Raw genomic sequence first — 22421 nt, 5'->3', positions numbered from 1 at the left:
TCCCGAACTAAAAACACCGGACAACACCAAGTACTTGATGAAACCCTTAATTCCCTTAACTTCTCAATAGTTCAAAATTTCCACTTCCCACCTCCGAAATCCGAAATCCGACTTTCCTCATTCCTCATTCCCAAACACTTCCTTCACCACCCATCCTTTGCCCCACTCATCCATTTCTTTCTGGCTCCAAAGTTCGGGAAAGAAAATGACTTTTTGGAACCTTGGAGGCAGGTATTTCTGCCAGTTTGTCCCTCCTGTAGCGGCAATATCCACTGGGTCTCTTTGAAGGTACCTGACAGCAGATTTGTAATGGGCCAAAGGCCAAAATACATTGGCCTTCAAATCTAATGACCTTAACATTTGCTTTAATTCCTCGTCTTTGTCTAAACATTCCAGGTATTTCCTCCAGATATTTTTGTTATGGTAGACTTCAATCAGCTCCTTCAGATCTTTACTGTATTTTTTCTCAAATGATTTCAATGTTAAAGTCTTTTCCCCTGTGGCTAATTCCTTAGCACCATGCTGCCAATAGAGGTTGTCAAAAATCACATCTGGATCCCTTTCTCCCATCAGATCCTCTCTTTTATCGATGTGAATTAGTTGATGCACATCAGTTGACTGAAGTTCAATAACTCTATATTGGGCACTTTGAAAACCACTGGAAGGCAATAAGGACATTCGGAACTTCAAAAATTGCTCTCTTTCCATGCCTTTCCACATGACAGCAAAGGATGATATCAGCTGGTCAAAGTACATGATCACCCTATCCAACCTTTCCTTAAAAAATTTGGCATCAATTGGTTTCTTATCTGCAATCTGTTCCAGCTCCCAAATGATCAAATTAAAATACAGCTCAGTAATCTGGTGGTAGATAATAAAAATCTTTTCATCTTTGAATGAGGTCCTTGGTTGTTGAAGGGAAAGAAGAATATCCAGATTGATATAATCCCAATAGGTCATATAATCCGCATATAATAGACCTTCCAAATAAGAAGAAAGATCCTGTCCGGATGCTTTAAATTTCTCTTGAAGCAGCTCTATTTTCTCTATTACGTCTTTTGGGTAATGTGCTGGGCTCATATGCTAATTTTTTACGCGATAAGGTAGTTTTTTAAGTGGGATCTTATTTATTTCAGGCAGGAATACAGAATAAACCCAAAATATGCATTAGAAATTCTAAGACATGCTGAAAACACATAAAAATCATTTGTTTTAATTCTTCACATTTCGAATCCGGTATAGCATTGCTATGGCTTAATCTCTAAAGTGACTGATTTTTTTGTGTGGCCAGCCCTGACTACGAAAACTAATTCATAATATGGTTTACAAGCTGTAAAAATCCGTTTTAATTAGCAATAAACCAAAACAGTTATGGCGCATACTTCCGAAGTGCAGAAATCAATGAAACAGGACCTTTTTGAGGGGGTTGATTTTTATGGTGTGGACGATCTATTGTCCGAGGAGCATAAATTGATCCGTTCTTCGATCAGGGAGTTTGTTAAAAAAGAAATCAGTCCTTATATCGAAGGCTGGGCGCAAAAAGCCCATTTTCCCTATGAAATCGTAAAGAAGTTTGGAGATGTGGGTGCTTTTGGTCCACAGATACCTGCAGAATATGGCGGTGGTGGTTTGGACTACATTGCTTATGGCCTTATCATGCAAGAGATCGAAAGAGGTGATTCAGGCATGCGTTCTACAGCTTCAGTACAGGGCTCCCTGGTAATGTACCCTATTTACAAATTTGGTTCTGAGGAACAAAAAAGAAAATACCTCCCCAAACTGGCATCCGGAGAAATGCTGGGTTGCTTTGGCTTGACTGAACCTGACTTTGGTTCAAATCCTTCAGGGATGGTGACTAATTTCAAGGATATGGGTGACCACTACTTGTTGAACGGTGCCAAAATGTGGATTTCCAATTCTCCAAAAGCAGATATCGCTGTGGTTTGGGCCAAGAATGAAGCAGGAAGAATTCATGGTTTGATTGTGGAAAGAGGCATGGAAGGTTTCTCTACCCCAGAAACCCATGGTAAATGGTCGCTAAGGGCATCAGCTACTGGTGAATTGGTATTTGACAATGTAAAAGTGCCAAAAGAGAATCTTTTGCCTGGAAAAAACGGTTTGGGTGCTCCAATGATGTGCCTGGATTCAGCCCGTTATGGTATTGCTTGGGGAGCTGTGGGAGCGGCCATGGACTGCTACGATTCTGCCAGAAGATATGCCATGGAAAGGATTCAATTTGACAAACCCATCGGATCATTCCAATTGATCCAGAAAAAACTGGCTGAAATGCTTACCGAAATTACTAAGGCACAATTATTAAACTGGAAACTGGGTTTAATGATGAATGAAGGCAAAGCTACTACTGTTCAGATTTCCATGGCCAAACGAAACAATGTGGCTATGGCTTTAGAAATTGCGAGGGAGGCCAGACAGATCCATGGTGGTATGGGTATCACCGGCGAATATCCAATTATGAGACATATGATGAACCTTGAATCTGTGGTGACTTATGAGGGTACCCATGATATACATTTGTTGATTTTGGGTCATGAAATTACGGGTATTCCGGCGTTTAAGTAAGACTTAAGACACAAGACTCAAGAAATAAGACTGGAACCGCTGAGGTTTTTGAAACCTCGGTGGTCTTTTTTTTGACTGTTGTTCAGAAATAAGATTGATCAAACCCGGGAGAACAATTTGATCTATTTTTCTTTGTGGTGAAAAAAATATATAACCACATAATGATCATAGAAAACATAGGTGACCCATTACCAATCCTTTGTGTTTAAAATCAGGCGGTTGATATCAGGGATAACTATGTGGGGCTATGTTTCTCTCCCGAATCCGGGACAAGTTGTGATAAAAAATCAGATTATAGTTTTTTAGATCTACTTGTATCTAAGTGAAAAGTGTTTAAATGATAAAAGTTTCAAGGGATAACCAAGACAACTACGACAAAAATGATAACCATCGTACTGCGATGCTGACCCATTACAACAATTAGAACTATGGAAACTACTCCCCACATACAATTGAAGGCGAACTATGGCAACATTGACAAACTCGAGGACAGCCTCATCCTTTGGATCAGCCATAAGCATTACAAAAACTACAACCCTAAAAGCAAAAAATTACATCATATAATCAAAACAGCGCAAGACCCTGCTTCTCTGGTTTCTTTTTCTGGGATCGCCCATCAAAAATTGGTAGCGCAAAGAAATTTCATGGGCTCCCCTGGTCTGTGTACCTACATTAGAAATCATGAAATCATAACTGTAACCGATAACCATACCATTTTCCAAGGCCAAACCCAATAGGAAAATAATGGAGTCCTGGTTGGGCATACTCCTCACCCCTGGAATACCCCTATAACCGATTCCTGAAATCACATTTTTGTACATAAACTGTGAACCTATGTCCAACTGCCGAAAAGGCCCCTGGTTTTTATAATTGAGCAATATAGAAACCTGATTGTCAAATTTGGAACCGAAGTAATCATTTGTTCCCAAAGGAATGGTATAACCACCGTGCACACTCCATTTAACGGGAAGGTAACCGATTTCATTGTCCGGAAAAAAACTGAGATTAGGCCGGTTGACATGGTGGGCTGATGCCCCCAACCAAAAGGTCTCTCCTGTAAGCAATCCTCCAAAAGAAATATCCAGGTAGGTATAAGGTTCAAAATTTGGAATATCATCAATGGAAGTGGGATTCACCGTTCTATTGAACAAGTCTATCTGATCACCAAATAGGATGTTATCCAAAGCCGTGCTTCTTCTGAATATCCCAACTTGGCTACCCATCCTGAAATTCATGGATTCGGACAACCTTAGGTTATAGGCATAAAAAAAGGAAACATCAGAAGTATTGATTCTCATATTGGATTCCTGAAAACTGTTCACAGCTATACCCATTCCACTTCTTAGGTCATAACTATAGTGATCCAAATATGCGGAATAGGAATTGAAATCATGGGCAAGGCCAGGCCATTGTTTTCGGTAATTGATACCCACCCTAGAGAGTTCCGTACTACCGGCCATTGCAGGGTTCAAATACAAAGGAGCTGCATAAAACTGGGAATAATGGAAATCCTGCCCGAATACTGCGGAACAAAGGAAATACAAGACGAATAAAATGATTTGTGAATTTTTTATCATTTGAGTAATAAGAATACCTCTGTTTTATCCTGCTTTCTCCCATCAAGTGTCTTAAAGCTCAACTTGTACAAGTAGTTTCCAGCTGGGACTTCTTTGCCCCCAACTGTACCGTCCCATCCTTTGGAGTCTTTGTCGTCCGTGTAGAATATTGTCTCCCCCCATTTATTTAATACCCAAAATTCCAATGAAGCGATATTGATAAATCTTGGAAAGAAATAATCATTGACTCCATCACCATTGGGAGTAAAAGCATTGGGCATAACCAGAAAATAGTCAAAAACTTTTATCCTACTTTTTACCTCTGAAACACAACCATATATATCAGTGACTTTAAGTATCACTTCATATTCTCCTTCTTTTAAATAGGAATGTTTAGGATTTTCCTCCGTACTGAAATTACCATCCCCAAAATCCCAATAATACCCAGCTATCTCACCGAATGACCTGTTCCAGAATTGGATTTCAAAGTTCACCAAGTAAGATTTATACTGATCAAATGCCAGAGACTGAATGGCTAAATCAGGAAGCACATCTAAGTTTTTGACTTCATAAGACTGTGTAGTTGTACATCCTGCCCCATCGGTGATTTGTACCGTATATAAACCTGCCTTGGTTGTGTTCATGACCTGACCGTTTTGTGAGACTTTTCCACCTGACCAGTTAATTCTATAAGGGGCAACTCCTCCTGAAATACTGACCTGAATTTCTTCTTCAATCAGACGGGGATCACAGGCAATAAAGGTTCTCCTTACTGAGGTAATGGCTAATGGTGCCGGTCTTTTTACTTCAAATGTTCCTTTGATTTCACATCCGGAAGCATCTCTTACTACCACATTGTATTGGCCTGCAGGAATATTTGTGAGATTAGAGGAAGTTTGACCATTGCTCCAAACATAAGTGTAGGGTGGCCTACCTCCTGAAATTCCTAAATTGATGGATCCACTTTGAGGATTAATACAATCGATGGCATCAAATATCTGTGGCTCTATCAGCAATTCTGCCGGTTCTACTATGTTGAATGTGCTGCGGATCTCACAGTCTGTTTCATCTTTTATCAAAACACTATAAGTGCCCGGACCTAGGTTAAATAACTCATTTCGATCCTCCCCATTATTCCACAAGACGATGGGCTTACCCACTCCCCCTTCGAAATTCAATTTTATATATCCATCTTTTTTACCAAAACAGGAGATTTGCCTCACTTCAGGAAGAATTCTGAAAAGTGGTGCGTCCTCTATGATAATGGTTTGGGTCTTCACACATCCTGCCTGATCACTTACCTGTACCGTATAGTTACCAGGCCCCAAATTATTCAATTCATCCCTTGTGGAATTATTGTTCCATGCTATTCGGAAAGGAGGAACCCCTCCCTGAATATCCAGTTTGATAAATCCGTCATTGGCATCATAGCAGGAAATATCTGTTTTTTCAAAACCAATCACCAATGGGAGTTCAGGTTGGATGAGTTCAATCGGTCCAAGAGCAATCACACATCCATTCCGGTCAGCTATCTCAACTTCATAAATTCCTGATGGAACGTCTATTAAATTCTGTCCTGTGGCATTGAAAGGCTGTCCATTTCTAAACCAGTTAAATTGGTAAGGAAATGCTGAGACTCCACCTGAAACTTTGATGAAAATCTGACCAGTTGACTCTCCAGAACAAAATATATCCCTGGTGGAAGCCAATTCGGCAGCTAAAGGACTGGGTTCTACCAAAGTAAAATCCTTTTCCAGACTACACCCAAATTCGTCTTCGATCAATACACTGTAATTACCTGGAGGTAAATTGTTGATATCTTTTTGATTGGATTTGAACCCATTTGGTCCAGTCCAGGTAAAGGTATAATTACCACTACCTCCCCTTGGATTCAATCGGATAAAACCATCATTTGCCCCTGTACAGCTGATTTGAAATCCGGAATAATCAGAAACCTCAGAAACCAGGGAAATAGAAGGGTTGACTGTAATTCGGTAAATTTTAGGCAGGCCCGCACAGCTGTTTTCACCTGATACGCTACCAAAGACCTCAAATCTAACAATAATTGGATTCTGGCTTGGATTGATAATCTGTTGGACAGGTATCAGATTGCCTACACCAGAAGGGATGACGCCTAATGCTCCATTGGCTATGGCTGTCCAGGTAAATTGGGCTGTTTCTACATCTGAACTGATAATTACTTCTTCGGTGAATCCACCAGTGCAAATGATCTGATCTGGTATTGAAAAATCAACAACTGGTGATGGCAATACTGTCACACTCAACTGAAAGGGATCACCGGAACAACCGCCAAGGAAGGGTGTGATGGTATATAACAGCTCTAAAGGAACATTGGTCTCATTGATCAGTTTATCAGTCACAGCCGCTTGTTGGACTGTGGTATTATTGGTGTTTCCAATGATTCCATTAGGTGCTGCTGATGTCCATAGAAAAGTAGTGCCGGGAACAAATCCTTCTGGAATGTAAGAAAAGTCCTGTTCACTGCATATTTCTAAAGTCTCATCTTTAAAGGAAGGTTCCGGTTTTACGGTAATAACATAAGTTCCTGGAGTCAAAGTACAGTTTCCTGCATCTTCTTTGACAATCTGGGCAGTGAATACCAACTCAATTGCTGAGTTGGAGGTATTTACCAAGGTAAAAGAGGGTATAAGGTTCTCCCCTTCTGAAATGTTCAGGCCGGCAATTCCGTTTCCATTGACGGTCCATTTTATTTGCTCTCCTGTTGGATCTGAGAAAATATTGACAGGCAAAGTGCTTTCCCCCGAACAGATTACCTGATTGGGAATATCAAAAACCACCACCGGGGCAGGTATCACAGTTACTGTTATCTGGTCAAATTCCTCACAGCCTGTCACTGTATTTCTTGCCCTCAGGGTGTAGGTGGTATTCACCCGGGGAGATATTGTTGGCGTTAAGGTATTTGCACCAATAATATTTGAAACAGGATCAGCTGTCCATTGAAAATTGTAATTTCCCACCGGCAAGACTGTCCCATTTAAAGTAAGTGATTCCCCTTCACAAATCTCAATGTCCGCACCTGCATCTACTTGAGGAAGTGGGTTGACATTGATGGACTGTGTTTTTATCGTTGTTCCACAGGAAGAGCTTACTTCCAGGGTAATGATTTTTTCTCCAGGGCTATCAAATAAAATTTGTCCTGGAACCTCCTCTTCGGAAGAGCTGGGGATTCCTCCTTCAAAAGTCCATTTGTAGCTGATTTGCCCATCATCGCAGGCCCTTACATTAGCACTTGGACTAATTGATCCATTGACACAAAGATCTTGGATATTGTTGATTTCAACTATTGGAGGTGTAGAGACCACCACTTCTTGACTTTTTGAGAAAGTACCGCAGGAGGTAGAGGCAGTCAAGGTAATGGTATATCTTCCAGGATTGATAAATTCAAATTTTGCATTGGGAGATTGCGCATTTCCTTCAGCGAATTTCCAATCAGCCCCCGGGCCACAATTGCCCCCATTATAGGCCACTGACCATTGGAAAAAGTCAAGATCACATGCCCCAAGGACATTTGAAGTATTGGTGGCTTCCACGATATCGGGAGCGCACACCAAAATATTGTCCAATTGAAAATCAGGAACAGGCTCCGGAATTACACAAATGGTTTCTTCTTTAAATTTGATTCCGCACCTATTTCCCGTTGTCAATTTGATCGTGTATGTACCTGCTTCAGTGAATCTTGGGAAAATAAACTCTGTCCCAGATACCCAGGAATTAGGGGAGCTTGGATTGTTAATGGTGCCCAAGCTTCCACCATCCAATACCCATCCTGTGGCCGGGGAAATTTCCCAGACAAACCTTGGGTCTGAACATTGCCCATTAGTCGCCACTTCTTTTCCTTCCTCTTTTCTATTTCTGATCTGAACGGCAACATCCTTACAAACTGGATCTTTGGGAAGATCAATCAACGGGTTTGGATTTTCAGATACGTATATGGGCACTACTGTAGCTGCAGATGAAGAACAGGGATTGACTGCAATAATCCTCACTGAAAAAGAGTTATTGAAACCATCTGCAAAAAAACTACAAGAACCACTCCCGAAAGTATGTGTAACCGTTGGAGGAGCAGGATGTTCAAAAATTTGGGGATTGTTGAAATCATCAGAAAAGAACACAAAATAACGGGTTCCCTCAGGGTTATTTTCAGTACCCGTGATAGGAAAGGTAAGTTGTGACCCCACACAAACATTGGTGTTTCCCGGATTACCTAAGCCTACAGCTGGATTTCCTCCTACAAAAACCCCATATTTTTTAGTGAATTTACAGCCATTGGCTGAAGTAATGGTGTAAGTGATATCATAAATGCCTCTATCGTATTCATGGGAAAGCTCTGTCCAATCTGAATCACTAAATGGTGTTGATCCATCACCCCAATCAATTTCATATAAGACGTTGGTACTTCTTGTTGTGGAATTGTTATAAAAAGTAAAAACAGAAGAACTGTTTTCGCAAAGAATAAAATAAGAAAGGTTTTCAAAATCGACGCTACCCTTATCAGAACCTACAGCCATAGATGGGACCTGATTTACTGTGACAGATTTTGTAATGGATCTCACACTATCCCTTTTGTCTTTTATTGTAAGCTTTACATTGAAGGTTTGAGTTCCTCCTCCTGCTACTGTTGAAAAAATATGGCTAGGATCTTTTAAAGTTGAAGTTTTACCATCTCCAAAATTCCATTCATAGCTGAGACTATCTCCTGTTGAAGTATTGGTGAATTTTATGGCCTGATCGGCACATAGGACTTCAGGATCAAATGTAAAATCAGCAACAGGATCTTCCTCTGCTATTTTTGGGAAAATATAGCCTGAGGTACCGACAATAGCGGTTAACCTGAATATTGTCAGGATAAAAACCAAGGCTAAAAAACTAAAAATTAATGATTTTCTAATTTCCATTTTAAGTAAAACAAATTACCTAATAAGCAACAAGTTTGTAAAGCACAGCCAAGGCTTGGGGAAATTGAAACTATACAAAGGCTTTTCATTAGGTTAATCGAAATAAAAACAAGAATATCTACATTAATAGACGAAAATACAATTAAAACAAAAAAATCTGTATTTCAAGTATAGTAATTTGTTTTTTTTAACAAAAGCTAATTTTAACTAGAAAAAATTACAATGAAACCTATTTACCAAAGTGCTGGCGTTTTTTGAGAAATTTTTTCATTCAGATAACAATATGGATTTCCAATTACAAATGCCTAATTCTGAATGCTGTCCATCTGGCCACATTGTCTTAACATTTGAAAAGATGAATTTCTATCTCCAGATTTAGTTATAACACCTCTTTTTCCTCTCCCAAGATCCTTTCATTTTCATTATTGGAATGCGGTTCTTTGGACATATACTTCTTAAAAAACCTCGCTAATTCCTTATCCACAATTTCCAAACCCTCCTGGTCACTTTGTATGCCGCGAAGCTGCTTTCTGACCAAGAGGTTAAAAATTGGCAGTCCGTTTCTTGATAAGGGATAGATATTTTGATTAGGATGGATAACAAAGTTCTGAAGCAGTATTTCAGTCCCTTTAGCGGTAAAAACAGGGATGACTAAACTAATATTTCCACTTACCCAAATATGATGTACTCCCTCGAGTGCATTGATCACATAAGGCTTGTCAAAAGATTCAATATAAATGGATTCATCATTTAAATCATTACCTCCCAAATACAGGTCAAAAGGTTTTCCCAAAGGAACTCCTATGCATAAGCTATTTTCATACATTGGAATTTGATAAGGGCTTTTATATTCTCCTTTAAAATGCAAAAACCCTGTTACGAATTCGCTTAAATCAGAGGAGGTTAATAAAAAGTCTTGACCGGTCATTTATTGGCTGGGAATAAGGAATATTGAAGTGTTAAAATTAGTGATAATTAGCTGTACTTTAAATACCATAAAATGGGTATTTTTCAAAAGAATTACTTCTTATATTAGTGCCTAATTAGGTACAAATTCCCTAAACCAATCTTGTTTGGTAAAAATGCTTAAAAATTTTAAAGAATTCCTGACCCTTATATTCTTAGCTTATTTTTTTTTATCATGCAACAGTACCTATGACGATAGCTTAACCTACAAATCAATACCTTATCATGGTGAGAATGCCAATTTTATCTGGCAGGCTATGGATTCACTTCCTCAGAGTTCTGGGCCTATTAATAAAGGAATAAGCCCTACTCCTTGGTGGATTTATACAGAGTTTGAGAACAATAGTAACACTGAAGTCAATTATTATCTTACCCTGAAAAATCCCCATATCAACCTTTTGAAAGTCTACTTTGACAATAATGACTATCCAGAGTTGATATTGGGAGACCGACATCCATTCTATGAAAGGCCTATTATCAACAGAGACCTAATAGTACCTTTAAAAATTGACCCTGGACAAAAATTGGAAATCCTGCTTTTGGTGGACAAGTCGGGAGAAACCAATATTTTACAACCTAGCATCATGAGTGAGTTAGAATTTGTAAATAATACTATTTTAGAAAACCTGCTTCTGGGCTTTATCTTAGGTTGGATGATCATCATCCTGATTTTTGCAGTATTTACGGCTTTTCAGCTTAAAGAATCAGGAGCTCTATTTTATGCACTTTTTATTATCAGCATTATGCTTTGGTATATCAGCCATTGGGGACTTGGTTTCCAGTTTCTGTGGCCAGAATCTATTGGATGGGCAGGAAAATCCCGGCCTTTTTTCAATCTTATGACCAATATGTTCTTCTTGATTTTAGTATTAAGGTTTTTCCCTCCCCAAAATAAAAAAAGTATACTCGTGTGGAGTATATGGATCCTTATTGCCATACATCTTCTTCTCATTTGGGAAACACTATCTATTAACGAATTAGAACTACCTGTTCAGGACAAAATCTTTTTCCTGAAGCTGACTTTTGGCCTTTCCATTTTATTGGTTTTCCTGGTTTTGGCATATCTTATCCGTCAAATTCAAAATAAAGTGCCCTACGCTGGTTATTATCTAGCTGGTATATCCATTATGGTACTTTTCAGCATTTTCACACAGCTGAACCATTATGGTGTATATTTTGGAACATCCAGTTTTATTTTTGATTTTGGAGGTGCATTTTCATTATTGGGTGAAACAATTTTTATAACTGCAGCCTTTGCGAGCAGGACGGCTGATTTTAAAAGAGAAAAGGAAAAACTTGGCCTTCAAATTATCCAAAAAGAAAAAGAACTGGCAGATCAGTTGATCCAAGTGCAGGAGGAAGAAAGAACCCGCATTGGACGTGACTTACATGATAGTTTAGGAGGCCAGCTAGCCAGTATTTACATACTGGCAGATAGACTTTCACAGGATATAGATCAGGCCCAGAATTTGGATAAACTCAAAAGTTTGGTAAAAGAAAGCATCAAAGAATCCAGAGCCCTGAGCCATGACCTTGCTCCTTCACATTTAAATGAACTTGGACTTGAGACAATTTTAAAAAACAGGCTCAGGTTTATTGAAGAAAACCATGCCATCAAAACAAATTTTTATTATAAGATAAAAACGCCTATACCTTCCAATTTGGCTTTGATGGTATATAGAATATGTAGTGAATTACTCCAGAATGTGTTAAAACATGCACAGGCAAAAGAAATTATGCTACAAATTATCCAAAAAGGGAATATATTGGAGCTTATAGTAGAAGATGACGGAATAGGTATAGATTTGGAAAATAAGCATAGAGGAATCGGAATATCCAATATTAAAAACAGGGTAGCATACCTAAAGGGGCAATTTAACCTGGATTCCAATCCAAACGGAACAACCATCATCATACAATTACCCGTCGAATCCAATTAAAATGACAGCTAAAAAAGTAGGATTGATCCATATTGATGACCATATGATCTTTCTTCAGGGGCTACGCTCCATGTTAAAAGAAAACCAAAAAATCAATTATTTGGGTAATACCGGAAATCTAAATGATGGTTGGAAGTTATTTCTTGAAAAAAAACCGGAATTAGTGTTATTGGATTACTTTCTACCTGACGGGAAAGGTCTAAATCTTGCTCAGAAAATGATCGAAAAAAGACCTGAGGTGAAAATTATTTTTCTAACTATGGAAGACCATCCCGATTTAATTGAAATTTGCAAATCCTTTGGAATCATGGGTTTTCTTCCAAAAACCATTGATAAAAATGAGCTGTTTTTAGCAATAGATGAAGTTTTGTTGGGCAGACCTTATATTCCATCGCGAAAAACACTTAAAAAGGGGCCCATTTCCAATTCTGAGGATGAAAAGCTTTCCATTTTAAGCAGTAGGGAAAAACAGATTGCCTACCTGATTACTGAAGGTTATACCTCTCAGGAAATTTCTAAAAAGCTGTTCTTGAGCCAGTTTACTGTTAATACCCATAGAAGAAATGTACTTCAAAAACTTGGGTTAAATAATACAGCTCAATTGGCAGCGCTTATGGCAAAAAACAAAACCTGAAATGTTCCTCAAATTAGGAAACAAATGGAAAACCTCCATTGTCGTTTTGTTCAATTTCCATTTTACCATCTGTGCTACCATCTTTGGAAAATCTTTTAAAAAATCGGATTAATTCATCCTCAATTATCTTTATTCCTTCAAAATTATCATGATTGAGGCGTAATTTCCTTTTAACAATCAAATTGAATATCGGAATACCTATTCTGTTGATTGGGAAGACGGATTCTGAGCAAACCAGTTGTCTTTCATTTAAAAACATTTCTATTCCTAAGTCTGTCAAAACGATAAAAACAGCCCTAGCATTGCCTAGAACACTGAAACATTCAATTGATTTACTATCCCAAAAAAGTAAGGGCTTATCAAAAATTTTGTAGGGCACTTCTTCAAACTCATCCAAAGTTTTGCCTGCATAATAGAAAAAAGGCCTTCCTAAGGGAACACCTAAGGATATCCCAGTTTCAAAGGTATTCAAACAGGCTTCTTCATCATTGTTTTCTACATTGACTAAATAATAGCCCTTGACAAAATCAGCTAATTCCGAAGATGGCAATACAATTTCTGAAAACATAGTTCAAATAGGGAATAATCTTTAGAATATGAAGCATCTAAAGTAACCATAATTTTGACTGGGAAAAATACCCTATTCGGGGTATTTTTTAAACATTATTCCCAAAATCTAACCTTATCTCCGATAGCAAAATAAAAAAGGGAGGCTTTTGCCTCCCTTCTTGAACATATTCAAAGATCAATGGGTAACTTTATTGACCTCAGCTTTTGCTTTTTTGGCCAATTTATCTACCTCATCACTGACATCGGAAACCTTTTTGGTCATATTATCAAAAAAACCATTAAGTCTAACACTTAAATCATCCATATATTCGCCGCCCTTTTTGGTGATTTTTTTCCTTGTATTTTCACCCTTATCCGGGGCAACTAAAATGCCGATTTGAATACCTACTGCAGCGCCAACTAAAGCACCTAGAATAAATTTTGTAGCGTTCATAGTTGTTAATTTTTAAAGTGAACAATTAAGTAAAGATGTGGGATTCAGAGTACACATAGGATCTGATACCAGTTATTATCTATCAACTTCTATACCATTTGTACGAAAATAACAACCATTCAGTTTTATTTTATATTACTTTTTATGGTAATTGTCCTTACGGGATTGATAGGGTCATTACTGAATATTGTAATATGCTTATGATCTATACCCCTTCTACCCTTGGTATCAAATTCAAACTCTAAATTTGCTCTTGCTCCTTGTCTAATCATTTTATTAGATAAGTTAAAGGATAGACAATCACAGTTTCCTGTGATTTTTCTTATCACCAAATCATCTTGTCCCTGATTGCTGAGAGTAATGTTTCTTTGTACTTTTCTCCCTGCCGAAACCTCCTTTAAATCCACTTCATTTTCGGAGAGAGTTAACCGGGGCACTATATTTTCCATGCTCTTCGGGATTGGTGCAAAATACTCATAAACTACTGCAATGATTCTCAATTCCAATTCTTCACCTTCGCTAAGGTTTAACTTTATATTCTCATCAAAAAAACCTAAGTCATTTTTCTTTTGCCCATCATAATTTACTACCAATACTCCCCTTTGACCTGATGGAATCCGTTCAGGTTCAAGCCGAAAAGTCAAATAATCAGGTAGTTGAGGCTGCATATCAGAAAATGAAAATTCTTCTTTTCCAAAGTTATGGACCTCTACATATCTGATTTTTGGTTCATTGGTAAAAACATTTCCCAGATTGATACCCGGTAGCCTAAATCCTAACTGTCCTTTCCTAATTGGATAAGCCATTTCAACGTTTTCCGCCACTGGCATGTTGATTCCTTCAAGGTAAAGTGTGTCTCCATAAATATCCTGATTCGTCCTGACAATAATAACTTTTGAAAATTCACCTCCTCTATGGTCAGGATCAAACCTTACTTGTACAGATGCGATTTGTTCTTGATGAAGTGTATCTTTGCTGTAATCCACTGTAGTACAGCCACAGTCAGTAATCACATCTGTAATTATGATGCCTTCTCTGTTACTATTCAAAGCATAAAAAGTAGTTTCAACAGGGCCCTTTTCTTCCAATACAGCTCCAATATGAATGGTTTTTTGTTCCCAGGTCAATAACTTTCTGTCAATATTCTGAGCTTCAAGTGGTAAACTCAGTGCGATAAAAAACGGAATTAAGATTAATAAATAAATGTACTGCTTCATATGGGCAAATAACGTGAAATTTTAAGCGAATTGTACCTTTATTTATTTATTTTGCGCGAAAAATTAATTAGGAATGGCGAGAGTACTAACAGGAATACAGAGTTCGGGCAGACCCCATCTTGGGAACATACTTGGCGCTATCGTACCGGCGATAGAGCTCACCAAAAAAGATAATAATGAGTCTTTTATTTTTATTGCAGATTTCCACTCCCTGACTACTATTAAAGATGGGGAACTGAGAAAGGAAAACACCCTGGCTGTTGCTGCTGCCTGGTTGGCTTTTGGTCTTGATATCAACAAAACAGTGTTCTACCGACAATCAATGATTCCTGAGGTAGCTGAACTCACTTGGTATTTAAGCTGTTTCACTCCCTTTCCTATGTTGGCCAATGCCCATAGCTTCAAGGACAAATCTGACCGTTTGGCGGATGTCAATGCTGGATTATTTACTTATCCTGTACTGATGGCTGCTGATATTCTTTTGTATTCTGCAAATATTGTTCCTGTAGGAAAAGATCAATTGCAGCACCTTGAAATTACCCGGGATATTGCAAGCTCCTTCAACCACAAAGTGGAAGAAGATATTTTGACCATTCCTGAAGCGAGAATTTCAGAAGAGGTGATGATCATTCCAGGCACAGATGGCCAAAAAATGAGCAAATCCTATAACAATTACATTGATATTTTCCTGCCAGAAAAAGAACTTAAGAAAAACATCAACAGCATAGTAACAGATTCTACCCCTTTGGAAGAACCCAAAGATCCAGACGCCTGTAATGTGTACAAATTGTATTCGTTAGTGGCAAGTCCTGAAAAAACTGCAGCGCTCAGATCCAAATATCTGGAAGGGAACTTTGGCTATGGACATGCTAAAAAAGAATTCCTGGACCTGATTTTATCCAAATATGCTGAAGAAAGACGCTTATTTGATTACTTTATGTCACACCCTCATGAACTGGAAGCAAAATTGGCAGAAGGGGAAGCAAAAGCCCGTGTAATTGCCAAGGATATCCTCCATAAGGTCAGAGAAAAATTGGGCTTTTTATAAATTGTTGTTTTGGTTGATCAGAAACACAATGAAAACCAAAACAAATTACCGGACCCCTCACCCTGAGCAAAGCGAAAGCCTGCTCCGATCTTGTCGGGGGGTCTCCAAAAATAGTGGAGATCCCCTACAATGCAATGGGGCAGGCTTTCTATTCAGCAGGCTGCGCCTACAAATGACAAATCGCCATTTCTCGCGGTGATCGCTGCGTGAAACCTTTTGTCATTTTATGATCTTTAAATGCCAAATTTTAATAACTCAGAATGACGTTGGAAACATGATGACATTCCAATTCGGAAAATGTAAACATTTTAAAATCTCAGGGTGAGCTACATTTTTGCCATTGATAAAATAAGGTCTATTTCTTTGCTACCCAAAGATCTTTCATCGATTTTCCATTGATCTGCAAGACAAACCTTGCCGGATTGGGAACCAAAACCAGGCGGACATCCATTTTGTCAAATTGTTCAGACTCTACCGGTACTCCTTCCTTGCCGATAACTTCATAAGTGACTTTTCCAGAGGCATCTGGCATCATAGTATGATATTCATTAGCCAAGTAAGCAGAAGGAAGCAAAACTTCATTATCTGATTTCAATTGTGCATAAATTTTTTCAAGAATTGCTTCTAATTCATCTCCATATTCATCGTTGAAGTCATCTTCCAAATCATGCATTTCTTCCTCAATATCATCATAAGAGGCGTGATCATATGAAATTTTACTCAGTGCAATTCTCTTTTCTACAATCGCTGCCAGGTCTTCTTCCAGTTTGTTGTAATCCATTTCAGTTATAAGTTAAAATACGAAGGTAGAAATTCTAAGCTCTCATTCCAAAAACCCTTGTTACTGGGAATGAATTATAACATTTCCCTTTTGGGGAAAATAAGGGTAAGAAACAAACTTCCCATTCACATCCTTTCCCAATTCAAATCCACTTAATTCCCCTCCCTGTAATATTTGTACATTTGTCCAAGAATCTGGTAAATAAGTCTTTAAATACAAAACTTGATCATACCAGTAAGGATCAAGGTTGGATTGAAGACTAATTTCCAAAGATCCAGGGCTTGCTTTTAATTGAATCTTTGAGGACATTCTTTGTCTCAAATATTTGGTTACATCAGCAAAAGTGGATACCCATAAATCCTCTGATTTGGAGGCAATATATTGGAAATAATCCTTGATCCGTGACTCAGGTATCGCCTCCCATCCAATTCCTTCTATTCCATGAAATACCAATACCAGCCAAGTGTCATCCCTAGTCAAAATGTCATCCACCCAAGAATTCATCAGTTCTGGACTCGTTTGGGATAATGGCCCACGCTGCCATTGTACATATTCAGTACCATAGTCATTTTTGGGATCAAATCTTCCAGACCTGTTGATTTCTTCCAGCCAAGTTTCAGGCATCCTGTTTCGGGTAGCGGGAAACAAGTGTAAAGCATATTCCATTACCCTTTCATTTTCAGTCCCAAAGGGGCACTCAGCTGAAAACAAAAATTTTCTTCCAAGTTCCCTTTCTATATCTTCTGCACATTTTTCCAGTTCAAACAACAGGTTTTCTTCATCCAATACCGCCAACCTGGGATGGGAAATGGTATGGACTCCAAATTCATGACCCCTTGCTGCATAGGTTTTCAGTTCTTCCCAGCCAATCATAGGTCCGTCGATGATCTGAGGCGCTTTCAATTTTGTAACATTCCATTCCCTTGCCTTTGCAAATCCTTCATCGATCAACTGAAAGGCTGTTTCCTTTCTACCCTGCTCAAATGCCGCCCCTGCCCTATCATGATAGGAAACGGCTCCAGGCATATCTAAAAACCGGATTAAACTCGCTCTTTCAAATAGATTTTCCTCAGAAGTGGGTATTTGAGCAGTTTCGGAGATAATTTCCATAGGATTCCTTCCCAAAAATCGGGCTTCCTGTTTATGCCCTGGTATTTCTCCTGTGTTGATATAAAATGTACCCCTCATATCAAATTCTTCCATGATGGGAAGCGCTATTTTAAACTGATTATAGGTTCCATCATCATAAGTCATGGAAATGGCTGCCTTCTTACCATTTGGCCATTTGAGGATTTCGGTTGAGAATTTGAGTTCTTGGGCAGCAAGTGTAAAAGGGAATAGCATTATTAAGAACAGCTGGATAAAGGATTTCATAATCTTTGGCCGTTAAGGGTGAGCATTTATTTTTGAAGGTGAATCTTTAAATTCTTGAAATTATAAAAAAATTAGCCCTATTTGTAATCTTTTTGACAGATGGAGAGTTTTGATTTAAATTGAGATTGAAAACTATTTATTGCTTATGCAGAATTATAAAAACCATTCCCGTTATTATCCCTTTCATCACTTTGTAATTACACCTTTGACCTTGTTGTATCTGATCTGGTCAATAATAAATCTATTTTCTGCATTATCGACTGGTATTGGATTAGAAGAGCAAATTTATCAATTTACAGGAGCAGTTATCCTATTTTTGATCCCTATACTTACGAGGATTTATGCGCTTAAAAATCAAGATCGAATAATTAGAATGGAAATGCGGCAGCGATATTTTGAGTTAACAGGTACTTCTTTCCGCGAAAAAGAAAGAAAGTTACGTTTATCCCAAATCGTTGCTTTACGCTTTGCTGGGGACAAGGAATTACTACATTTGATCGAAAGGGCTATTAAGGAAGGTATGCGGTCCAAAGAAATCAAAAAATCTATCGAAAACTGGCAGGAGGACAGAAGACGTGTTTAGATATTTAATTTGTGCTTTGTTTTTATTAATCATCGGAACTGTGACTGCTCAGGAAAATATAGAAAAAATTGCGGAAAGACTGGCCCAGGAGCAGTTAGACGCGTACAACAACCGGGATATTGAAGCCTTTGTAATTCCTTATGCAGATGATGTGAAGGTGTTCAACTTCCCAGATCAATTGCTTTATCAGGGCCGAGATGAAATGTACGGTCTTTATGGTCGTATGTTTTCCCGTACGCCTGATTTGCATTGTAAATTGGTTAACCGGATGGTGATGGGAAATACCGTAATCGATCAGGAAGAGGTGACTATCAGTAAAGAAGAGCCCCCCATAAAAGCAATTGCCATTTACAAAATCAAAGAGGGAAAAATTGCTGAAGTGTATTTTATCAGGGATGGGCAATAGTCTAAGAAGAAGAGTTCAGGTACGGATATAAAGGCTGGAATAAGAGCCAGGGAAAAAGGTTAAAATTGGAAATATGGAAGTACGTAAGGCAATTGGCGCTGGGGCTTAGGGCAGTAATTATAGTAGAAGTCTGGGGGATTGAAACACCGTTGTGTGATAAAGAAGTCATTAATTTCACATAATATTTTCTAATATGAGCACTGAAATGAAGATTTGATCCATGATTTTTTAGGAACCGGTCATGAGATAATGAATTAAAAAAACATGAGCTCAACGCTCATGAATTGACACGATTTTCGAGCAGGAACTACCGATGGGTGATGATGAACACAAATGAAGAACCCACTCCTGCCTGATTCAGGCAAGAATCACACTAATTTCACAAATTTCCAAGTTTTTCAAATCACTCCTGAAGATCACCCAAGACTTTTATGGTATGTGCCATTGCCCGAAACTGATGATAATTGGCTTTCCAGATATGGCCTTTATCGGCCGTTTTCATTTGAGGTTGTTTATCGATACTACCCGGATACCAATCTCCGTGGTCATGATCAATTAGGAATTTCTGAATAAAATCCCAATGCTGGCGGAATTTGCCAAAATAATCCATAGGATCATCTGGAAAATAAGTTGACATCACCAAAAGTGCATTCATCCCTTCTGCCTGAGCCCACCAGTTCTTAGAATCTTTAATGATTTCAGGAGTTTCTTTGCCCAAAAAATAATAACCCTCGTCATAGAACCCTCCTGTTTCAACATCCCAGCCAAAATTAAGCGCATGGTCAATCATTTTCTTGGATTGAGCAAGAGTTTTTGGATCATCTCCCCAACCTAACGCATGGGCACTTTCTAAAAGTAGAAAGCCAGTTTCAACATCATGACCAAAAGAAACATGGTCCAAACTCTTATGACGAAGAACAGTTTCCCGATCAAATTGCATAAATGATACCGGAGTCCAATCATGCTCAAAAAACAGGACCAAGTATCCCCTTTCATTTGGTATTACATCTCTAACCAATAAGAGCATCTCTTCAAGCCTTTCTTTCAACAAAGGATCTTTCCAAACATGATATAGTTCTGTGAATGCCTCCAAAAGATGAATACTGCTATTTTGGTCCTTGTAACCCAAATCCGAGGTGGAAGGGGTATCTTCAGATCTCAGAATCCTATTCCCTTTTTGATCCAAGTGCTGGAAATATCCTTTGTGTATTGGGTCATGACTATGACTCTCCAACCAGTGGAATGCTTCAATTGCCAAATCAAGACCGGCTGAGTCACCTGTAGCTTCAAAATATGCTGCAAGGGCATATATGCCAAAGCTCATACCATATGCTGTTTTCAAAGGAGATTTTTCCAATAAAGGGTTTCCGTTCCTATCTACCAATTGAAAGAAGCCACCATTTTCTTTATCCCACATTATTTCCTTTAGGAACTTAAATCCATGTTCTGCCCCAAATTTAAAATGCTCCTCCTCTGGATACCTAAGAGATGCTTTGGAATTGGACCAAAGGTGCCTGGCCTGCGTGACAATCATTTTCTCCTGAGAACTTTCTTTCAATTGAAAATCATAAGTGAAATCACTGAAATACCCACCTGATTCCCAATCTACAGCTTTTGGATACCAAGTATCCAATAAATTTTCCTTTAAAGAAGTTTCAAATTCTGTTTTCAGCTGTTTGTATTCTGATTCAGTTTTCTTGGGCGCATTACATCCGTTTATAGATAAAACGGTTAGAATCAAGGGGAGGACTAGGAATTTTTTCATTTGATATGCATTAGGTATATAAATTAATCACTGGTCTTCTAATATCATAGCTGCAGATTTTTCACCTATCATGATGCAGGCTGCATTGGTATTGCCCGAAATGATACTTGGCATAATCGAAGCATCAGCTACTCTCAAGTTTTCAATTCCATGGACTTTCAATCGGTTATCCACTACTGCCATTTTATCCTTTCCCATTTTACAGGTACCAACAGGATGATAGAGCGTTTCAAGGCTCTTTTTAATATGCTCTTCCAAACTTTCTTCATCAAACTTATAGGGAAAGGCAATTTTACCTTGATGATATTTAAAAAAATGTTTGGATTCCAAAACATCTTTGGCTTTTAGCAGACCATTTTTAAGCACTTCTAGGTCCCTTTTATCCGAAAGAAAATTGGGCTGAATGAGTGGTGCATCTAAGGCATCTGAAGACCTTAAGCCAACAAATCCCCTGCTTTCGGGCCTGATCAGGATAACCATTATCCCTATTCCGCTTTTATGGGGATAGGTTGCTATATCATGAATATCCGTACTGTAATCCTCTTTGACACCTGAAGGAGCAAAATGAAACTGAAGGTCAGGCCTCTTCAGCGCTCCATTACTTGCCAGAAATGCATTGGCAGTCAAAGGGCTGTTTCCCAATGGGCCTTTTTTGAATAGTAAATGTTGGAGTAATGCCAAAATTTTATTCATCGGCCTGAGTACATCATTATTGGTAGGTACATTTACCCATGCCGTAAGGCCGGACCATACATGATCAATCAAATTTTGACCCACACCAGGAAGGTGATGTCTACTTTCAATTCCCAAGGATTTGAGGTAAGGTTCATCTCCAATTCCTGAAAGCATCAAAATCTGAGGAGATTGGATGGCGCCAGCACTGAGTATAATTTCTTTATTACAGGTATAAACTTTCTTTGTTCCATTTTTCAATATCACTTCAACTCCTATAGCCTTTTTGTTTTCAAGAAGAATTCTCGAAACATGTGTTGAGGTTTTGACTGTTAGGTTTTTTCTGTTGAGAACAGGCTTTAGGTATGCTGCCGCGGTGCTGTGCCTTATATTATTTTTGATGGTAAACTGAAGCATGGAAGTTCCAAACTGTTCAGCACCGTTATATTCTTCATTATGTGGTATCCCTTGCTCTTCACAGGCTTGAATAAAGACCTTTCCTAAGGGATGGGGCTGCCTGGAATAAGCCACATGAAGAGGGCCATTTTTGCCATAATATTTACCTTGAAAGTCTTCATTATGTTCTGATTTGATAAAGTATGGCAATACTTCATCGTAAGACCAACCTGAATTTCCAAGAGCAGCCCATTCATTGAAATCTTCACTGTTTCCCCTAACATAGGCCATAGCATTTGTACTGCTGCTTCCTCCCAATACTTTTCCTCGGGGAATATAAAGTTTTCTGCCTCCTAGTACTGATTGAGGCTCTGTCCAAAATGCCCAATCCACATCAGAACGGTTTAATTGGGAATAAGCTCCAGGGATTTGTATCTCCGGTTTGGAATCTTTCTCACCGGCTTCTATCAATAAAACAGTATGCCTTGGGTTCTCGGAAAGCCTATTAGCCAGCACGCAGCCTGCTGAACCGGCACCGATAATGATAAAGTCAAAAATCATAA

Annotated in this window: 17 protein-coding genes; 6 read left to right on the top strand and 11 right to left on the bottom strand. The window is 38.5% G+C overall.

Annotation, left to right across the window (positions count from 1 at the left end):
* Positions 1 to 117: 117 nt before the first annotated feature.
* Entirely contained in the window at positions 118 to 1080 is a 963-nt protein-coding gene (locus tag CLV48_RS01930; protein WP_106565544.1) for a tryptophan 2,3-dioxygenase family protein, read from the bottom strand.
* 291 nt (positions 1081 to 1371) lie between these two features.
* Here CLV48_RS01930 and CLV48_RS01925 point away from each other — a divergent pair, with 291 nt between their 5' ends.
* Complete coding sequence (locus CLV48_RS01925; protein ID WP_106565543.1) at positions 1372 to 2580, top strand: acyl-CoA dehydrogenase family protein; 1209 nt, start codon at positions 1372 to 1374, stop codon at positions 2578 to 2580.
* Between the two features lie 551 nt (positions 2581 to 3131).
* Here the strand turns inward: CLV48_RS01925 and CLV48_RS01920 are convergent.
* The 3 genes from CLV48_RS01920 to CLV48_RS01910 form a co-directional block, all read right to left on the bottom strand.
* Complete coding sequence (locus CLV48_RS01920; protein ID WP_106565542.1) at positions 3132 to 4157, bottom strand: PorP/SprF family type IX secretion system membrane protein; 1026 nt, start codon at positions 4155 to 4157, stop codon at positions 3132 to 3134.
* Positions 4154 to 9073, bottom strand: coding sequence for a PKD domain-containing protein (locus CLV48_RS01915; protein ID WP_106565541.1), 4920 nt, complete (start codon positions 9071 to 9073; stop codon positions 4154 to 4156). The genes CLV48_RS01920 and CLV48_RS01915 overlap by 4 nt, the downstream gene beginning before the upstream one ends.
* A 379-nt stretch (positions 9074 to 9452) precedes the next feature.
* The gene (locus tag CLV48_RS01910; RefSeq protein ID WP_146140058.1) at positions 9453 to 9899 is read right to left on the bottom strand and encodes a hypothetical protein; all 447 of its coding nucleotides are present in this window, start codon (positions 9897 to 9899) and stop codon (positions 9453 to 9455) included.
* 256 nt (positions 9900 to 10155) lie between these two features.
* Here CLV48_RS01910 and CLV48_RS01905 point away from each other — a divergent pair, with 256 nt between their 5' ends.
* On the top strand, positions 10156 to 11979 hold the full coding sequence (locus CLV48_RS01905; protein WP_106565539.1) for a sensor histidine kinase: 1824 nt from the start codon (positions 10156 to 10158) through the stop codon (positions 11977 to 11979).
* Position 11980: 1 nt separating this feature from the next.
* The gene (locus tag CLV48_RS01900; protein ID WP_106565538.1) at positions 11981 to 12613 is read left to right on the top strand and encodes a response regulator transcription factor; all 633 of its coding nucleotides are present in this window, start codon (positions 11981 to 11983) and stop codon (positions 12611 to 12613) included.
* A gap of 13 nt (positions 12614 to 12626) precedes the next feature.
* Here the strand turns inward: CLV48_RS01900 and CLV48_RS01895 are convergent, their stop codons facing one another.
* From CLV48_RS01895 to CLV48_RS01885, 3 genes are all read right to left on the bottom strand, one after another.
* Positions 12627 to 13181, bottom strand: a complete 555-nt coding sequence (locus CLV48_RS01895; protein WP_106565537.1) for a hypothetical protein — start codon at positions 13179 to 13181, stop codon at positions 12627 to 12629.
* A 177-nt stretch (positions 13182 to 13358) separates the two neighbouring features.
* On the bottom strand, positions 13359 to 13616 hold the full coding sequence (locus CLV48_RS01890) for a YtxH domain-containing protein (RefSeq protein ID WP_106565536.1): 258 nt from the start codon (positions 13614 to 13616) through the stop codon (positions 13359 to 13361).
* Positions 13617 to 13741: 125 nt separating this feature from the next.
* The gene (locus CLV48_RS01885; RefSeq protein WP_106565535.1) at positions 13742 to 14833 is read right to left on the bottom strand and encodes a DUF1573 domain-containing protein; all 1092 of its coding nucleotides are present in this window, start codon (positions 14831 to 14833) and stop codon (positions 13742 to 13744) included.
* A 73-nt stretch (positions 14834 to 14906) separates the two neighbouring features.
* On the opposite strand from CLV48_RS01885, the gene trpS reads away from it, so the two are divergent.
* Positions 14907 to 15881, top strand: a complete 975-nt coding sequence (gene trpS / locus CLV48_RS01880; protein WP_106565534.1) for a tryptophan--tRNA ligase — start codon at positions 14907 to 14909, stop codon at positions 15879 to 15881.
* Between the two features lie 355 nt (positions 15882 to 16236).
* On the opposite strand, the gene CLV48_RS01875 is transcribed toward trpS, so the two are convergent.
* Together CLV48_RS01875 and CLV48_RS01870 are read right to left on the bottom strand one after the other, a co-directional pair.
* Complete coding sequence (locus CLV48_RS01875; protein ID WP_106565533.1) at positions 16237 to 16662, bottom strand: hypothetical protein; 426 nt, start codon at positions 16660 to 16662, stop codon at positions 16237 to 16239.
* Positions 16663 to 16722: 60 nt separating this feature from the next.
* Entirely contained in the window at positions 16723 to 18036 is a 1314-nt protein-coding gene (locus CLV48_RS01870; protein WP_211299876.1) for a polysaccharide deacetylase family protein, read from the bottom strand.
* A gap of 145 nt (positions 18037 to 18181) precedes the next feature.
* On the opposite strand from CLV48_RS01870, the gene CLV48_RS01865 reads away from it, so the two are divergent.
* On the top strand, positions 18182 to 18619 hold the full coding sequence (locus CLV48_RS01865; RefSeq protein ID WP_106565532.1) for a DUF6526 family protein: 438 nt from the start codon (positions 18182 to 18184) through the stop codon (positions 18617 to 18619).
* Entirely contained in the window at positions 18612 to 19025 is a 414-nt protein-coding gene (locus CLV48_RS01860; RefSeq protein ID WP_245889453.1) for a nuclear transport factor 2 family protein, read from the top strand. Before CLV48_RS01865 ends, CLV48_RS01860 begins: the two co-directional genes overlap by 8 nt.
* 403 nt (positions 19026 to 19428) lie before the next feature.
* Here CLV48_RS01860 and CLV48_RS01855 read toward each other — a convergent pair whose 3' ends face one another.
* Positions 19429 to 20790 (bottom strand): AGE family epimerase/isomerase, encoded by a 1362-nt coding sequence (locus CLV48_RS01855; RefSeq protein WP_106565530.1) that lies wholly within the window; start codon positions 20788 to 20790, stop codon positions 19429 to 19431.
* A 27-nt stretch (positions 20791 to 20817) separates the two neighbouring features.
* The gene (locus CLV48_RS01850; RefSeq protein WP_106565529.1) at positions 20818 to 22419 is read right to left on the bottom strand and encodes a GMC family oxidoreductase; all 1602 of its coding nucleotides are present in this window, start codon (positions 22417 to 22419) and stop codon (positions 20818 to 20820) included.
* Between the last annotated feature and the right edge of the window lie 2 nt (positions 22420 to 22421).

It is taken from the genome of Cecembia rubra, from assembly GCF_003014575.1.
GTDB lineage: Bacteria > Bacteroidota > Bacteroidia > Cytophagales > Cyclobacteriaceae > Cecembia_A > Cecembia_A rubra.
Note: the sequence above shows the minus strand (reverse complement) of the source record. Positions and strands in the feature narration are given on the sequence as shown.

Bases quoted from the DNA above. Each gene is read 5' to 3' on its own strand.
- CLV48_RS01930 (WP_106565544.1), bottom strand. From the start codon at position 1,080: ATGAGCCCAGCACATTACCCAAAAGACGTAATAGAGAAAATAGAGCTG.
- CLV48_RS01925 (WP_106565543.1), top strand. From the start codon at position 1,372: ATGGCGCATACTTCCGAAGTGCAGAAATCAATGAAACAGGACCTTTTT.
- CLV48_RS01920 (WP_106565542.1), bottom strand. From the start codon at position 4,157: ATGATAAAAAATTCACAAATCATTTTATTCGTCTTGTATTTCCTTTGT.
- CLV48_RS01915 (WP_106565541.1), bottom strand. From the start codon at position 9,073: ATGGAAATTAGAAAATCATTAATTTTTAGTTTTTTAGCCTTGGTTTTT.
- CLV48_RS01910 (WP_146140058.1), bottom strand. From the start codon at position 9,899: ATGTATGAAAATAGCTTATGCATAGGAGTTCCTTTGGGAAAACCTTTT.
- CLV48_RS01905 (WP_106565539.1), top strand. From the start codon at position 10,156: ATGCTTAAAAATTTTAAAGAATTCCTGACCCTTATATTCTTAGCTTAT.
- CLV48_RS01900 (WP_106565538.1), top strand. From the start codon at position 11,981: ATGACAGCTAAAAAAGTAGGATTGATCCATATTGATGACCATATGATC.
- CLV48_RS01895 (WP_106565537.1), bottom strand. From the start codon at position 13,181: ATGTTTTCAGAAATTGTATTGCCATCTTCGGAATTAGCTGATTTTGTC.
- CLV48_RS01890 (WP_106565536.1), bottom strand. From the start codon at position 13,616: ATGAACGCTACAAAATTTATTCTAGGTGCTTTAGTTGGCGCTGCAGTA.
- CLV48_RS01885 (WP_106565535.1), bottom strand. From the start codon at position 14,833: ATGAAGCAGTACATTTATTTATTAATCTTAATTCCGTTTTTTATCGCA.
- trpS (WP_106565534.1), top strand. From the start codon at position 14,907: ATGGCGAGAGTACTAACAGGAATACAGAGTTCGGGCAGACCCCATCTT.
- CLV48_RS01875 (WP_106565533.1), bottom strand. From the start codon at position 16,662: ATGGATTACAACAAACTGGAAGAAGACCTGGCAGCGATTGTAGAAAAG.
- CLV48_RS01870 (WP_211299876.1), bottom strand. From the start codon at position 18,036: ATGAAATCCTTTATCCAGCTGTTCTTAATAATGCTATTCCCTTTTACA.
- CLV48_RS01865 (WP_106565532.1), top strand. From the start codon at position 18,182: ATGCAGAATTATAAAAACCATTCCCGTTATTATCCCTTTCATCACTTT.
- CLV48_RS01855 (WP_106565530.1), bottom strand. From the start codon at position 20,790: ATGAAAAAATTCCTAGTCCTCCCCTTGATTCTAACCGTTTTATCTATA.
- CLV48_RS01850 (WP_106565529.1), bottom strand. From the start codon at position 22,419: ATGATTTTTGACTTTATCATTATCGGTGCCGGTTCAGCAGGCTGCGTG.